Origin of the sequence: Persephonella sp., assembly GCF_027023985.1 — a bacterium.
Classification (GTDB): domain Bacteria; phylum Aquificota; class Aquificia; order Aquificales; family Hydrogenothermaceae; genus Persephonella_A.
In genome coordinates, this window is the sequence record NZ_JALVTW010000014.1 from 9,080 (window position 1) to 22,849 (window position 13,770).

Genomic DNA, 13,770 nt, shown 5'->3' on the forward strand with positions numbered 1-13,770 from the left:
ATATTTAGGGAAGATTGAATACATAACTCCTGTAACAATATCTTCTATATCTGCCAGTTTACCTTCACCTTCTTCGCCGCAGGCAAGCTCCCCTTCTGCTGGATTTATTACAATACCTCCCCATTCTTTAAGTTGTTTCAAGTTTTCCTGCACTGCAGGGTGTTGATACATTTTTGTATTCATCGCAGGAGCTATAACAAGGGGTTTGTCATAAGCAAGGGCAACAGAGGTTAAAAAGCTATCTGCTATCCCTGTTCTAAGTTTAGATATTGTCGTTGCCGTTGCAGGTGCTATCACAAAGCTATCAGCCCATCTTGCCCAGAATATATGTTCCAGACCTGTTTCTCCGTCTTTCCAGTCAGACAAAACCTGATAGCCGGTAAGTGCTTTTAGTGCAAGCTCTCCTATAAATTCTTTTGCTGAAGGGGTTAAACAGGCTCTAACCTCTGCTCCCTTTTTTTGCAAAGCTCTAATAAGTTCACAGCTTTTATATGCTGCTATAGAGCCTGATATACCAACGAGTATCTTTTTGTCTTTTAAAATCATCTTTTATTTTTTCTCCTTTTATACCAGAATATTCCACCTATTAGCAGGGATACTCCACCTGCTACTCCTAATACCTGAACCCAAGCACCGAGCAAAACAAGCTTATGTAAAATTGAGTTGTGTTTTTCCCTATCTATTTTAATACCTGCATACTCTTTAACATGAACCATAAGGCTCACTGCAAGGTCTTTATTAGGCATTGTTTGGTGACAAGATAGACATACTCCTCTTCTATCTAATTTTGCCCTTTCTTCATTGTTTAGAGGTCTTGAACCTGAAAAATGATGTCCTACGGTTTGTAGCTGCTGTCCTTTTTCTGATACAAACCTTGACCAGTCGTATTTGAGATTTGGAATAGAGTTTATTTGCGTTTTGTATATTTTAGGTATTACTTTTCCATCTGCTGTCATAAGGTCAACTATGTAAGGCTTTGAAGGGTCTGCATAAAGTTTTCCTTCTTCTATACCATATCCCATTGCAACAGGATTTGTATGGCAGCTTTCACATTTCCTTGCTTCTTTTTGTATTGTATGGGGCTGAACAGGGGATATATCAATGGCCAGTTGACCATCTTTCCCTGCTCCTTCCACATTTGGAATTTTAAATATATGGTTCAGAAGAAGTGGTTTTCCATCTTTACCAATAACAGTTACAGTAGTCTGACAACCAGGGATAGCAGGGGATATTCTATGTTCACCATTTACAGCAAGAGGTGGATTTTCCCATCTTAGATAGCTTCTTGTTTCAACTATATTTCCATCTATCAAATGTTTTTTATACTCTCCTCTCGCGTCTGCAGTAAGACCATCTGGCGTTCTATCATTTCCCATTGCTATCCAGTCAGGATGTTTTATACCTTTTGAGTAATCTATTTTTATATGACAGCCATAACATTGAGGAGCCCATGTTGCATGGCAAGCATAACATTCCATTTTGTCTATGTGTGCCTTCACATGAACCATTGCCACCATTGCTTCATCATTTAACTTTCCTTCTTCTTTTAGCTTTTTTAATGGTTCAAGTTTCAGATCTTTACCGCCGGCTGTATGAACGATAACATCATTGCCTTTTCTAACAACATTGCCAAATGGGTTTCCCCTTGCAGTAAGGATATAACCGTCTTCTTTTGGATATTCCGTTCCCTGTTTCATATAGTCAAGAAGAGTATCTGCTACTCCACGGGGTTTTCCTTCTGCTGGAACTTCTCCTTTTACCTCATCTCCATAACCTAAAGGCAATTCCCATGGATATTTATCCGGTGTTCCATGGCAATCCTGACATTCAACTTCAACAGGTGCAAGTGTTGTTCCTGCAAGTATTCCATCACTATGGACATCAATTGAGGTATGGCAATCCTGACATAACATTCCTTTTCTCATATGGATATCTGCATGAAGATGGAGATAATGCTTTGTATGGAGTTTCGGCTGGTCTGAGCCATCTTCAAGAAATGGAGATTTATAAGCCGTTTCCATTAAACCTTGATAAGAAACGCCAATCCTTTTTCCTCTATCATGACAGGTTGTGCAGGTTTCAACAGGAATTCCGGAATATGTAATTCCGTGGACTTTTACTTTGGCTTCCCTTGTCCCTTGTATTTCATGGACAAGTAAATGCCCTCTTTCATTTTTCGGTATTGTCGGGTCGTTTCCTTCATAAAATCCCTCATTAGAGTAAGGAATATGACATGCAGAACAGCCCATTCCCCTGTAATCTCCCCTTTTCTGCCTGCCTCTGACACCGGTATGGCATCTTAAACATTCCTGCCTGAGATATGTATAAACTGCAAGCTGTGGATTTTTTTCTACTTCTTCTGCTGTTGGTGCAGGTGGTAGTGCTTTCATACTAATTGGATATACCTGTGGTTCGGCTTTTTTTATTTCTTGCATATATTTTTTATAAGTTTCTGTCCCTAAAACTTTATGAATATCAAGGGTATGGACATTATAGTTCCCAATTTTATGCTGGTATCCTTCAAGACCTCCAAATCCCCATAACGAACCTTGTATTTTTCCTGCCTCTGTAAACATCAAAGATGTATACTGGGTCATAACTTGAGTTTTATGGCACATTCCGCAGGTGTATTTGTTTATCCATGGACTTCCCGGGTCAGGATAGAAATTCTGTGGACCTTTTATTACTCCGTGCTCGGTTTTTATACCATCTACAAAGGCTCTTATTGTTCCTTTATGAGCTTCTTCCTTAGTAGTGGCTGACGGATTTCCACCATGACAGACAATACAATCATTTCCCGGATATCCGGCTTCTTTTGCAACATGGAAAATTTCTTTCATCATCTCAGAATTAGGATCACGGATATTCTCTATTCCGTTATGACACTTGAGACAGTTATTCTCTGCAGCAATAACAAAGCTAAAAGAAATAAAAATAGCAAAGATTAAATAAAACATTATGCTACCCTCCCGCAATTAAGAAAACCTTGGCAACTTCCACTTATAAAGTATAGCAAGAACTCTAATCATCAGGACTGATAAGCTACAGATAATAGCAGAACTGTTAAGACTAAGACCTGATTTTACGGAAATATAAAATGCAACTGCTCCGATAATTGCACAGGAAGCATAAAAATCATCTTTTAGAACCACCGGAATTTTACCAAGTAAAGCATCACTAATAATTCCACCGCCTATTCCTGTTAGAGTTGCAAGAATAACAATACCAAAAAATGAAACATCGGCATTATAAGCAATCATTGCACCTGTAGTGGTAAATGCAGATAGACCTATAGCATCTGGAATAAGTATAAAATAGCGATTACTTATATCTTTTTGGAAAACTCGATATAAAACTATGGCAAGCCATACTCCGATAAGGGCAAAGGCAAAATCTGAATAAGAAGTGAGAGCATTTGGAATATTATTAACCAGTAAATCCCTTGTTATTCCACCTCCCAGAGCAGTTAAAACTCCAAGGACTGTTATACCAAATAGGTCAAGCCCTTCCCTTAATGCTTTAAAAGAACCCATAACTGCAAAAGCTATAAGCCCTATCATATTCATAAATTGGAAAATCTCAGAAAACACGCCTTTACCTCTTACAGAGGGGAATATTTTCCTTTAAATTGATATTAAATTCATTATCTATTTCTACCTGAAAAGCTACAAATCTAACACCCCTTTCAAGTGCTTTATGAAAAGCATCAGCAAAATCAGGGTCTAATCTGCTATTAGGTTCAAAACATTTACATCTTCTTAGAAGCATAAACAAAATAATGGCTTCATATCCTTTTTCTACTGCTTCTATTAGCTCTTCAACATGCCTTTTTCCTCTGGAAGTATGTGCATCAGGAAATAAACACTTTCCATCAATAAGTAAATTACTTCCTTTTAACTCAACAAATACTTTGTCATCTATCAGATAATCAAGACGGCTACTGCCAAACTTTACTTCTGATCTTATTTTTTTAGGGACAAATCCCAAAACTCCTTTTTCTATGGCTTTTTTCCCTATTTTTGAATGAAAAGATGTATTTAGTAAAATCCAGCCATCTTCCATTTTTGCAGCTATCACCTTATAGTCCGTTTTCATTCCCGAAGGATTTTTGACCACAAGTAGTTCTCTGCCTTTTGTAAGAATTTCCTTTAATCTACCTGAATCGGCTATATGACATCTTTTGATATCTCCGTTAATATTACACAAGCCAACAAATCTATTAGGCCTCTCTCTGAACTTTGCCCTTTCCAGTTTTCCCAGACTTTTCAGGTCAAACAGCTTCATTTTCTTTTAATTTCCTATTAATTTTATTCAAAAGTTTCTTGAACTTTCTGTATTGAAGCACCTGTTTTGCAAGGGGAGTATTTTTTTCTACAACCTGTTTTGCTTTCCAATAATCACCAGCAAGGTAATAACTTTTTGCAATAAAATAGGCTGAAGAAACGGCAGATTTTTTGTCCCCAAGCTGAATATAAATCTTATACGCCTCTTGCAAATATTTAACAGCATTATCCCAATTTTTTAGTCTAAAATGCGCAATTCCCGTGTTGTAAGAGTTCAAGGCTATATAAGACGGCCGGATATTTATCTTTTTTCCTATCTCAAGGCCTTTTAGATAATACTTGATGGCTTTATCATACTCCTTTCTATCAAAATAGATATTTCCCAGATTTGCATAGGCAGCCGGCAACATTTTTTGATTTTTATTATCTTCAGCAAGCTGAAGGGATATCTTAAAGTGATACAATGCCTTATCATACTTTCCAAGATATCTGAGAATTTCCCCAACCAATGTATGCGAATAGGCTTTCCATCTGTAATTATTGTGTTTTTGAGAAAAATCAACAGCCAGATTTGCATACTCAAGGGCTTTGTCAATTTTTCCCCGCATAAAATAAGCTATTCCGATGTAGTAATACCCTTCAGCAATTCCTTTTGGGTAATTAATCCCCTTTGATTCCTGAACAACTTTCTTGGAAATTTTTTCCATCGAAACGTATTTTCCTTTTTCATACATCTGCCATGCTTTTTGTAGTTGCCTGTCTATTTCTTCTTTAGTAACACCAAAAGCAACTGTAGAAACTGTAAGTAAAATCAAAAAAATCCTTAAAACCATCTTACAAACCTCTGAAAATCTGCCTAATTATAACCTATAATAAAAATCATAAAATTTCTGTGATTAAAAACATTTTGAATAGGGGATGCTGACAAAATGGGAATTAAGATAAAAAAAGTCCGAAAGACATTCGATGCAATAGCTGATAGATATATACTGGCAAATCATCTTCTTAGCTTTGGTCAGGATATATGCTGGCGAAAAAAGATGTGTGAAAAAGTATCAAAACATCTAAAAGAAAAAAATCTTATTTTAGATATAGCAACAGGAACTGGAGAAAATTTTAAATACTGCCCTTCTATCTTCAAATCAAAAATTGGCCTTGACCCTGCAAGAAATATGCTAATAAAAGCAAAGGAAAGATTTCCAGATGTTATGTTTATTGAAGGAGTTGCTGAAGAACTTCCTTTAAAGGACAATACTGCTGATTTAATTCTTGTGTCGTTTGGTGTAAGGAACTTTGAAGACAGACAAAAAGCCTTCAAAGAGTTCAACAGGGTTCTAAAAAAAGATGGAATTGTTGCTATTCTTGAATTTTTCCCTATGGAAAATGGAACATTACTAAACAAAGCAGCTGCATTTTATATATACAAAGTCTTACCATATTTTGGAGGACTTATAACCGGAAATTTTGATGCTTATAAATACTTATCTATCTCAATAAAAAATTTTATTGCACCTGAAATAATGAAACTTGAACTGGAACAAAACAATCTTAAAGTTGTAGAAAAAGAAAAAATATTTCCTGATGTTTATATCTTTGTGGCAAAGAAAGAATAAATTTCTTAAATATCTATAGCATCCGGATTTTCTTTAAGATATTTTTTGATTTCATCAATATTGTCAAATGTTCTCAGGAAATTTAAAGTCTCAACAACAGATTCAAAAAGCTCATTATCTCCGATAAGCCTTTTAAGTTCTTGATTAATCTTTTCAGTTGAAGTCTCAATTACAGTTAAACCTTCATCCTCGGTTACTTCCCTTGTGAGATTAAAATGCAGGTGGAGTATACTGCCTTCCTCTTCTGATATGCCTTCAGTAGAAAGATATTTGTATATGTCCTTATAGGTAAGTTCCTTTAGAAACCCTTTAAAAACAACAACAGGTTTTTTGCCACCTTCTAACTTCTCTATATCCTCTTTAATCTGTTTTGCCAGTTCTTCTATATTTTCTTCAGAAAATTTGTAATACAAAAATGGCCTTTTTCTGCTGAGTTTTATAAACTGAGGCTTTATCTCTTTACCATCAACCTCAACATAATAAAAACCTTTTCCTGCTTCTTCCTCTTTCTCATTGTAAGCTGTGAACTCAGTGGAACCGGGCTGCACAACGGTTGCACCGTTAACAACTGCAGGCATCTGGGGAATATGATAATGGCCTATTCCTACATAATCAAAGCCTTCAGGAATTTCGTTTTTTAAATATAGGTTTGAGGAAGGGAAAAATGGCTGAAATTCCTGATGTAGCATCAGGATTTTAAAACCATTTCCCATATTTTCCAGATACTTTTCAAAAATAGGTTTGATACTTCCACCTATCTGTTTGAGACCTGCCTTTGAGATATACTTCAATCCTGCAAAGAATATCCCATCATATTCGGTAACCCCGTTATCTATCAGTCTTAACCCTGAGGGCTCAAGAATTTTTAAAGGGGATACATCCCTTACCTGACTGCCCCTATCATGATTTCCTGATATGACAAAAATAGGAATACCTGCATTTTTCAGCTTTTGGAGGATATTTATCCCCTGCAATATTACCTGATTAGAGGGACGGGAGGAATGGAAAAAATCCCCTGTATGAATTACAAAATCCACTTTTTTATCTATTGCAAAATCTACAGCCTCATCAAAAACGTCATAAAAATCCTGTGCCCTTTCCTGCAGCCCGTATTGATGATAACCAAGATGTGTATCAGATATATGAACAAACTTCATTAAATATTATCCTGTCTTTTTCCGAACAATTTTTCAAATATTGCATCAGATGGACAAAATCCTGTTGCTGCAGATAAATAAAGCATAAATATTATGAAATAAACAATATACTTACCCCAGTCGTATCCTATAGCCATTAAAACCATTGCTATCAGGAGAAGTGTTCCCATTACAGCCCTTTGAGCCCTTACTGCTGATTTTGACATAATAAACCTCCGTCATTTTATCTTCTTAACTATAATATAATTTTATCAATATTTGTGCGATGCAAGGAGAAACTGAATGAACAATCTTTACAAAAACCAGAGAGTAGCAATATTTCTGGATATCCAGAACCTCTATTACTCTGCAAGGGATGCATTTAACCGTAAGGTTAATTTTGAAAGTGTTTTACATAAAGTTTTAAATGACAGAGTCCTGATTAGAGCCATAGCGTATCTTGTAAAACTTCAGGGTGTTGACCAGAAAGGCTTTATTAATACACTTAAACATATAGGTTATCAGGTCAGGGTTAAAGAGCCTAAAATTTTCAAAAGATTAGATGAGGAAGGCAATCTCTGGACTACCGTTAAAGCTGACTGGGATATGGGAATTGCAATGGATGCCATATCATTGGCAGAAAAGATAGATGTGGCAGTGCTTGCAAGTGGTGATGGAGATTTTGCAGACCTTGTTAGATATCTGCATACAAAAGGTGTAAAGGTAGAAATAGCAGCGTTTAAGCAGACAGCAGCCAAAGAACTGGTTGAGATAGCAGATGAATTTATAGACCTTACCATGTTCGGTGAGGATATTTTCCTTTGAAAATATTGAAAATAGCCGTTTTTTGCAAAAATTATAAATAAAAAACAATGGAGGAGTTTTATAAATGGAAGAAAAAAAGGAAGAGGTTGAGGTAAAAATAGAAGAAAATCAGGAAAAGCCTCAGCAGGAAGAACAATCTCAAGAAATTCAGCAGGAAGAAAAGGAAGAAAAACAACTTACCCTTGAAGAATGTATTGAGCAAAACAAAAAATTAGAAGAAGAACTTAATCAACTTAAAGCAAAACTCCAGAAAACAGAAGAGGCAGCAAAGAGATTATCGGTAATGTATCAATCTCTACAAAAAGAATTTGAGGATTATAAAGTCAGAATGAGAAAAGAAAAAGAAGAGGCAAAAGAAGAGGGAGCCTTAAGGGTAGTAAAAGGATTTATGGAAATAGTAGATAACTTTGAAAAAGCCCTTGAAAGTGCAACAAAAACCACTGACATAAATGCCCTGATGAAAGGTATCCAGATGATTCATTATCAGCTTTCCAGATTCCTGCAAGAACAGGGTATAGAAAAAATAGAAACATCACAGGGATTTAACCCTATGGAACATGAAGCAATTGAAACAGTTACTTCTGAAGAACATCAACCAAATGAAATAATAAAAGTGATACAAACAGGCTATAAATACAGAGGAAAAACAATAAGACCTGCAAAGGTTATTGTTGCAATACCACCTGAAGAAAGGGAAGAAATCACATAAATGAACCTGTATCAGCTTTTAGGGGTGGCCAGAGATGCCACCCCGGAAGAAATAAAAAAGGCTTTCAGGGAAAAAGCCAGAAAATATCATCCAGACATAAATCCTGAATACGCGGAGATCTTTAAACAGATAACCCACGCTTACGATATTCTCTCCGACCCAATAAAAAGAAAAAAATATGATGAAAGTCTTTATAAACTTGAAAAAAAAGATTTTGGAAGCTTAATAGGAGAAGCCCTTGCCCAGTTTTTAGGTTTTCATTCGAAGCCTCAGCGGGGAGAGGATATAAAACTAAAAATCAAAATATCAATAAAAGAAGGCTTTCATGGAACCGAAAAAACAATCCGTTATCAAAGAAAGGTAAAATGCACCACTTGTAATGGCTCTGGAATCACCTCAGAATCCAGAATAGAAAATTGCGAAAAATGCGGCGGTAAAGGAAGAATAAGAAAAGCATTTTTAGAACTACCCTGTATCAACTGCTTTGGTAGAGGAATAGTAATTAAAAATCCCTGCCCATTATGTAAAGGAGAAGGAAGAGTCTCAAAATTTGAACAAAAAACAATTTATATACCTGCAGGTATAACAGATAAACAAACATTGTTAGTTGAGAAAGCTGGAAATGAAGGCCTAAACAACGGAGAAACAGGAGACCTTTATCTGAAAATAAATTTTGATAAAAAAGACAAGTTCAAGTTAAAAGGATTAGATGTTTTCACAGAATTAAAAATAGATAAAAAAACCCTTATAGACAGTCCATACATATATATTGAGGACTTAGAAGGAAATAAGCTAAAAATTCCCCTTGAAATAAAAGAGATAAAGCCTATTAAGTTCAGGATAAAAAACAAAGGATATAAAAAATCAAATGGAAAAAGAGGGGATTTAGTCATAAAAATCATTCCTGTTTGATATATTCCTTCAAGACAGCCTTCGTATATTTGTAACCTATGTCTATAGCATCTTTAATCTTCCATGTTGAAAAAAGGCCTATCTGCCTAAGCTCAGGAGGTTGTAAAAACAGATTACAATATTTTTTCCTCGCCTCAACATTAGCCCTAACTGCAAGGAAAAAACTTCTGAGTAAAATATTTACCGGATTATTAAAGTTCTTTTCTACCCCCAGAGGGTTAACCTCAGAACCTATTATAAAATCCACTTTTTTTAGCAACGGTTCAACAGGAAGATTATCCATTATTCCCCCGTCCACATATACATAATCACCTATTTTCACAGGCTTAAAAATAAAGGGCAGAGCACTGGAAGCAGAAATGATTTCATATAGATTTCCCTTAGCGAAATACTCAGGAATTCCCAGATTTAGATTGGTAGCACATACATAAAGCTCTTTTTCAAGTTGAGCTATATCAGAAACCTTAATGTATTGCTGAATTAATTTTTCTAACCCTTCCAGAGAAAATAAAGCTGTTAGATTCATGGCAGGTTTCAGATAGCTAAGGATGTTTGTATCTAGAATTATTTCTTCCAATTCTGCCGGAGAATATCCTGCAGCATAAAAACACCCGATTATTGAGCCTGCACTGGAACCGGAGATTACTGAAGGAAATATCCCATATTCCTCCAATGCTTTTAAAACACCTATATGGGCAGCTCCTCTAACAGCTCCCCCTGATAAAGCAATGCCGTAAGTTTTTTTCATAATTACATCTTTGATATTTGAGAAATAAGGTCATATATAGGACCAATAAGCCCAAGCATAATCACAAGCATAAATGCTCCTACGATACCTATCACTATAGGCTCTATCATTTTTGCTATATTTTGTGCCAGATAATCTACCTTATTGTAATAATAATTTGAGATGTAATTCAGCTGTTCGTCCAACTGACCTGCTTGCTCTCCTATAGCTATCATCCTTGTAATAACAGGGGAAAAAACTCCTTCCTCTTTCAAAGACTCGGAAAATGGTTTACCAATCTCTATTTTTTCACGGGTGTTTTTTATGGCAGTTTTAAAAACCATATTTTTAATGGCACCTTCCATAATGTGAAGCGCCTGATAAAGTGGCACTCCTGCAATTATCATAAGTCTTAGATATTCGGCAAAAAATGCGTAATTAAAGTTTATTATTATGATTCCAAACACGGGAGTTTTTAGTAAAAGCTTATCTGTCTGATATCTTACTTTTTCATTTTTATTTCTGAGTATTTTTAACAAAATAAAGCCAATAATTAGCAGGACTATCACGACCCACAGATATTTCCTTGTATATTCGGATAAATACATAATAAAAATTGTAGTGGCCGGCAGCTGGACATTAAATTCTTTAAAAGCATCAATTATTTTAGGTAAAACATATACAAGCCAGAATATTAAAGCACCGAGAACACTAAAAAATGCAAATGATGGATAAATCAATGCCTGTTTTGTTTTTGCTTTTATATCCTGAATCTTTTTCAGATGCTCTGCTGCATCTTTTAAAGTTTTTTCAAGATTACCTGTTTCTTCTCCGATTTTTATTAAGGAAACAATCACAGGAGAAAAAACTTCCGGATGGGACTCAAAAGCCCGTGAAAGTGAGTATCCAGCCTGAACTTTATAAGCCATATCCTGTAAAAGCTCTTTTAAAGCCGGATTATCAGAATCTTCTGCCAAATCCATCAATCCCTGAATAACAGGAATTCCTGATTTTACAATAAGATGAAGGTTTTCAAGGGTTTCTATAATCTCCTGAGGTTTTATTCTATAAAGAATTTTCTTGGGATTAAGGTATCTAACAAATGAAGGAAGTTTTTTTATTTTTACCGGAAATAAACCTGCAAACTCAAGGGAACGGAATATCTCATCTTCTGTTTCAACGGAAAATATTTTTCTCTGCTTATTTCCTTCTCTATCTACTACCTCTACCAGATATGTTTGCATTACCCAACAACTCTCCTGACTTCCTCAGGGGTAGTTACTCCTTTAAGAACTTTAATAAGGCCATCTTCTTTAATAGTTAACATTCCTTTTTCTCTGGCCTTTTCCATAATTTTTAGCGGTGTTGCCCCTTTTACAATTAAATCGGCTATATCTGGATCAATAATTAATAACTCTGCGATAACTGTTCTACCTAAATATCCTGTGTTTTTACAGTGCTCACATCCTTTTCCGTAGTATATTTTTATCTCATCTTCAGGATTTTCTACTTTTGCTATTTTTTTTATTGAATCTAATTCAAATCCATACTCCTCAAGCTCTGAAACTTTTATTGTTTTTTCTTCTTTACAGAATGGACAGATTTTCCGAACAAGTCTTTGTGCCGTAATGGCAGAAACACCGGAACCGACCATATAATCTTTGATTTTCATATCAATTAAACGGGGAATTGCACTTACAGCATCATTTGTATGAAGTGTAGATAGAACAAGATGACCTGTTATAGAAGCTCTCATTGCCATCTCAGCAGTTTCTTCATCTCTAATCTCACCAATTAGAATGACGTCAGGGTCTTGTCTGAGGAAGTGTCTGATGGCACGGGCAAATGTATATCCAGCTTTTTCGTTAACCTGGGTTTGTTTTATAAATGGGAATTTGTATTCTATCGGGTCTTCTACGGTAAGTATATTTCTATTAAGGGCATTTATTTTTCTGAGGGCAGCATAAAGGGTTGTTGTTTTACCTGAGCCTGTAGGACCTGTAACAAGGACTATTCCCTGTGGTTTCATAAACTGCTTTTCCAGTTCTTTTAGAACATTTTCCTCAAATCCCAGATTTTTTAGATTAAACAGGGATATATTTTTACCTAAAACTCTTATGACTACATTTTCACCATAGGCAGTAGGCACTGTTGATACCCTGAGGTCATATTCTTCATCAAAAAATGTATGAGAAAACGAGCCATCCTGCGGAAGCCTTTGTTCTGCAATATCCATTCCTGCAAGAACTTTTATACGGGACACAATAGGATTATGTATCTCTTTAGGAATTGCATAGTAATGTTTCATAATACCGTCTATTCTGAAAAATATATGTGATGCCAAATCTTCAGGGGATATATGGATATCTGTTGCCCTGTCTATAATAGCATTGTTCAAAATAAGTTCTACAAATCGTGGGACTTCCGTTCCAAGTCCACCTGCTTTTGCCCTTTCTATAAGCTCTTTTATTTCTTCATCAATCGGTTTTTCCAGTAAAAAATATTGAATTTCTATGGTTTTCAGAAGTGTTTCTGTATCAGCTACGTAGATTTCTATTTCTTTGTCTGTAACTCTTCGGACTATATCAATGGCATTCAAGTCATAGGGATTAACCATTGCAAGATATAATTTATTACCCTCTACCTGAAAAGGTATAACCTGAAACTGTTTTGCCAGATTTTTGTCTATTAGTCTGAGAGCTTCTTTAGAAGGAGGATATTGGGAAAGGTCAATGTAAGGTTTCCCAGACTGGTATGCTATAGCTTCTGCTACTTCTCTTGGAGATACAAAGGAGAGTTTCTGGAGTATTTCCCCAAAAAGCCCTCCTACAACCTGTTGAACCTCCAGGGCTACCTGTATTTGTTCCTCTGTTATATAGCCTAGCTCCTTAAGGAGCTGGCCAAGTGGTTTACGCTGCATTTTTAGAAATTAATCCATACATCGAGATATCCACTGTTTGGATAACTATCTCCATTGCACGCTGTTCCTCCATATCTTGCCATTGAACCTGTAGTGCATTTTCCATCATCTATGGCTCTATCTAATGCAGCTGCAGCATCAGCTTCAAGATGTCTCAGAGTAATCCATAATCCACTTCTTTGTTGTCCACCAACAGTATATGTTCCAGTGAACATATCAAGTTGACCACCAAAAATATGATGGGGTGTCATAGTCGCAGGATTTGTGTCTGTCGGATCGCCACTAATGATATTTGCAAATCTTAAATGTCTCCATATTAAACAAGATTCTTCATTTGCATCTGTGCAATATCCACCTTCAACAAGGCCATTACCATTTCCTGCAGGAACACTCCATCTCGCATTTGCACTTGGGTCATCTCCTGGATAGTATCCATACTTATCATAATATGTATAAAAAGCAGCCATCATCTCTTTTACCTGATTTTGAAGCCTTTTTACTTTTGCGTTAAATATTAATTGTTGCCCCTTCAACACTGCCCCAAGAATAATTCCAATAATTACAAGAACAATAGCAAGTTCTACCAAAGTAAAACCTTTTTGTGAGGTTCTTTTCATAATTATTACCTCCTGCTGTTTTTTAATA

Annotated in this window: 15 protein-coding genes; 4 read left to right on the top strand and 11 right to left on the bottom strand. The window is 35.7% G+C overall.

Annotation, left to right across the window (positions count from 1 at the left end; genetic code table 11):
* The 5 genes from MVE07_RS03645 to MVE07_RS03665 form a co-directional block, all read right to left on the bottom strand.
* Positions 1 to 546: flavoprotein (locus tag MVE07_RS03645; protein WP_297454138.1), on the bottom strand; the 546-nt coding region annotated here is incomplete at its 3' end.
* Positions 543 to 2,957: a multiheme c-type cytochrome gene (locus tag MVE07_RS03650; RefSeq protein WP_297454141.1), complete on the bottom strand. Its 2,415-nt coding sequence runs from the start codon at positions 2,955 to 2,957 to the stop codon at positions 543 to 545. The genes MVE07_RS03645 and MVE07_RS03650, both read right to left, overlap by 4 nt.
* 18 nt (positions 2,958 to 2,975) lie before the next feature.
* Positions 2,976 to 3,566, bottom strand: coding sequence for a trimeric intracellular cation channel family protein (locus tag MVE07_RS03655; protein ID WP_345781541.1), 591 nt, complete (start codon positions 3,564 to 3,566; stop codon positions 2,976 to 2,978).
* Between the two features lie 28 nt (positions 3,567 to 3,594).
* Complete coding sequence (gene sfsA / locus MVE07_RS03660) at positions 3,595 to 4,284, bottom strand: DNA/RNA nuclease SfsA (protein ID WP_297454146.1); 690 nt, start codon at positions 4,282 to 4,284, stop codon at positions 3,595 to 3,597.
* Positions 4,271 to 5,116, bottom strand: coding sequence for a tetratricopeptide repeat protein (locus tag MVE07_RS03665; protein ID WP_297454148.1), 846 nt, complete (start codon positions 5,114 to 5,116; stop codon positions 4,271 to 4,273). The genes sfsA and MVE07_RS03665 overlap by 14 nt, the downstream gene beginning before the upstream one ends.
* Positions 5,117 to 5,212: 96 nt before the next feature.
* On the opposite strand from MVE07_RS03665, the gene MVE07_RS03670 reads away from it, so the two are divergent.
* Positions 5,213 to 5,896: a ubiquinone/menaquinone biosynthesis methyltransferase gene (locus MVE07_RS03670; protein ID WP_297454150.1), complete on the top strand. Its 684-nt coding sequence runs from the start codon at positions 5,213 to 5,215 to the stop codon at positions 5,894 to 5,896.
* 5 nt (positions 5,897 to 5,901) lie between these two features.
* Here the strand turns inward: MVE07_RS03670 and MVE07_RS03675 are convergent, their stop codons facing one another.
* Positions 5,902 to 7,053: a DNA repair exonuclease gene (locus MVE07_RS03675; protein ID WP_297454152.1), complete on the bottom strand. Its 1,152-nt coding sequence runs from the start codon at positions 7,051 to 7,053 to the stop codon at positions 5,902 to 5,904.
* The gene (locus tag MVE07_RS03680; RefSeq protein WP_297454154.1) at positions 7,053 to 7,259 is read right to left on the bottom strand and encodes a YgaP-like transmembrane domain; all 207 of its coding nucleotides are present in this window, start codon (positions 7,257 to 7,259) and stop codon (positions 7,053 to 7,055) included. Before MVE07_RS03680 ends, MVE07_RS03675 begins: the two co-directional genes overlap by 1 nt.
* A gap of 76 nt (positions 7,260 to 7,335) precedes the next feature.
* Here MVE07_RS03680 and MVE07_RS03685 point away from each other — a divergent pair, with 76 nt between their 5' ends.
* From MVE07_RS03685 to MVE07_RS03695, 3 genes are all read left to right on the top strand, one after another.
* A complete protein-coding gene (locus MVE07_RS03685; RefSeq protein WP_297454156.1) occupies positions 7,336 to 7,857 on the top strand; it encodes an NYN domain-containing protein in 522 nt (173 codons plus the stop codon).
* A 64-nt stretch (positions 7,858 to 7,921) separates the two neighbouring features.
* Positions 7,922 to 8,566 carry a nucleotide exchange factor GrpE gene (locus MVE07_RS03690; RefSeq protein ID WP_297454158.1) on the top strand — a complete coding sequence of 215 codons (645 nt, stop codon included), beginning with the start codon at positions 7,922 to 7,924 and terminating at the stop codon, positions 8,564 to 8,566.
* Positions 8,567 to 9,478 (top strand): DnaJ C-terminal domain-containing protein, encoded by a 912-nt coding sequence (locus tag MVE07_RS03695; protein ID WP_297454160.1) that lies wholly within the window; start codon positions 8,567 to 8,569, stop codon positions 9,476 to 9,478.
* Here the strand turns inward: MVE07_RS03695 and MVE07_RS03700 are convergent.
* The 4 genes from MVE07_RS03700 to MVE07_RS03715 are packed head-to-tail and all read right to left on the bottom strand — an operon-like array spanning position 9,465 to position 13,742.
* Positions 9,465 to 10,226, bottom strand: coding sequence for a patatin-like phospholipase family protein (locus tag MVE07_RS03700; protein ID WP_008289329.1), 762 nt, complete (start codon positions 10,224 to 10,226; stop codon positions 9,465 to 9,467). The genes MVE07_RS03695 and MVE07_RS03700 overlap by 14 nt on opposite strands.
* Positions 10,227 to 10,228: 2 nt before the next feature.
* The gene (locus MVE07_RS03705; RefSeq protein ID WP_297454163.1) at positions 10,229 to 11,449 is read right to left on the bottom strand and encodes a type II secretion system F family protein; all 1,221 of its coding nucleotides are present in this window, start codon (positions 11,447 to 11,449) and stop codon (positions 10,229 to 10,231) included.
* Positions 11,449 to 13,125 carry a type II/IV secretion system protein gene (locus MVE07_RS03710; protein ID WP_297454165.1) on the bottom strand — a complete coding sequence of 559 codons (1,677 nt, stop codon included), beginning with the start codon at positions 13,123 to 13,125 and terminating at the stop codon, positions 11,449 to 11,451. The genes MVE07_RS03705 and MVE07_RS03710 overlap by 1 nt, the downstream gene beginning before the upstream one ends.
* A gap of 2 nt (positions 13,126 to 13,127) precedes the next feature.
* Positions 13,128 to 13,742 (bottom strand): prepilin-type N-terminal cleavage/methylation domain-containing protein, encoded by a 615-nt coding sequence (locus tag MVE07_RS03715; RefSeq protein WP_008289103.1) that lies wholly within the window; start codon positions 13,740 to 13,742, stop codon positions 13,128 to 13,130.
* Positions 13,743 to 13,770: the final 28 nt, after the last annotated feature.

Excerpts from the sequence above, each read along its gene's own strand:
- MVE07_RS03650 (WP_297454141.1), bottom strand. The coding sequence starts at position 2,957 with ATGTTTTATTTAATCTTTGCTATTTTTATTTCTTTTAGCTTTGTTATT.
- MVE07_RS03655 (WP_345781541.1), bottom strand. The coding sequence starts at position 3,566 with ATGAATATGATAGGGCTTATAGCTTTTGCAGTTATGGGTTCTTTTAAA.
- sfsA (WP_297454146.1), bottom strand. The coding sequence starts at position 4,284 with ATGAAGCTGTTTGACCTGAAAAGTCTGGGAAAACTGGAAAGGGCAAAG.
- MVE07_RS03665 (WP_297454148.1), bottom strand. The coding sequence starts at position 5,116 with ATGGTTTTAAGGATTTTTTTGATTTTACTTACAGTTTCTACAGTTGCT.
- MVE07_RS03670 (WP_297454150.1), top strand. The coding sequence starts at position 5,213 with ATGGGAATTAAGATAAAAAAAGTCCGAAAGACATTCGATGCAATAGCT.
- MVE07_RS03675 (WP_297454152.1), bottom strand. The coding sequence starts at position 7,053 with ATGAAGTTTGTTCATATATCTGATACACATCTTGGTTATCATCAATAC.
- MVE07_RS03680 (WP_297454154.1), bottom strand. The coding sequence starts at position 7,259 with ATGTCAAAATCAGCAGTAAGGGCTCAAAGGGCTGTAATGGGAACACTT.
- MVE07_RS03685 (WP_297454156.1), top strand. The coding sequence starts at position 7,336 with ATGAACAATCTTTACAAAAACCAGAGAGTAGCAATATTTCTGGATATC.
- MVE07_RS03690 (WP_297454158.1), top strand. The coding sequence starts at position 7,922 with ATGGAAGAAAAAAAGGAAGAGGTTGAGGTAAAAATAGAAGAAAATCAG.
- MVE07_RS03695 (WP_297454160.1), top strand. The coding sequence starts at position 8,567 with ATGAACCTGTATCAGCTTTTAGGGGTGGCCAGAGATGCCACCCCGGAA.
- MVE07_RS03700 (WP_008289329.1), bottom strand. The coding sequence starts at position 10,226 with ATGAAAAAAACTTACGGCATTGCTTTATCAGGGGGAGCTGTTAGAGGA.
- MVE07_RS03705 (WP_297454163.1), bottom strand. The coding sequence starts at position 11,449 with ATGCAAACATATCTGGTAGAGGTAGTAGATAGAGAAGGAAATAAGCAG.
- MVE07_RS03710 (WP_297454165.1), bottom strand. The coding sequence starts at position 13,125 with ATGCAGCGTAAACCACTTGGCCAGCTCCTTAAGGAGCTAGGCTATATA.
- MVE07_RS03715 (WP_008289103.1), bottom strand. The coding sequence starts at position 13,742 with ATGAAAAGAACCTCACAAAAAGGTTTTACTTTGGTAGAACTTGCTATT.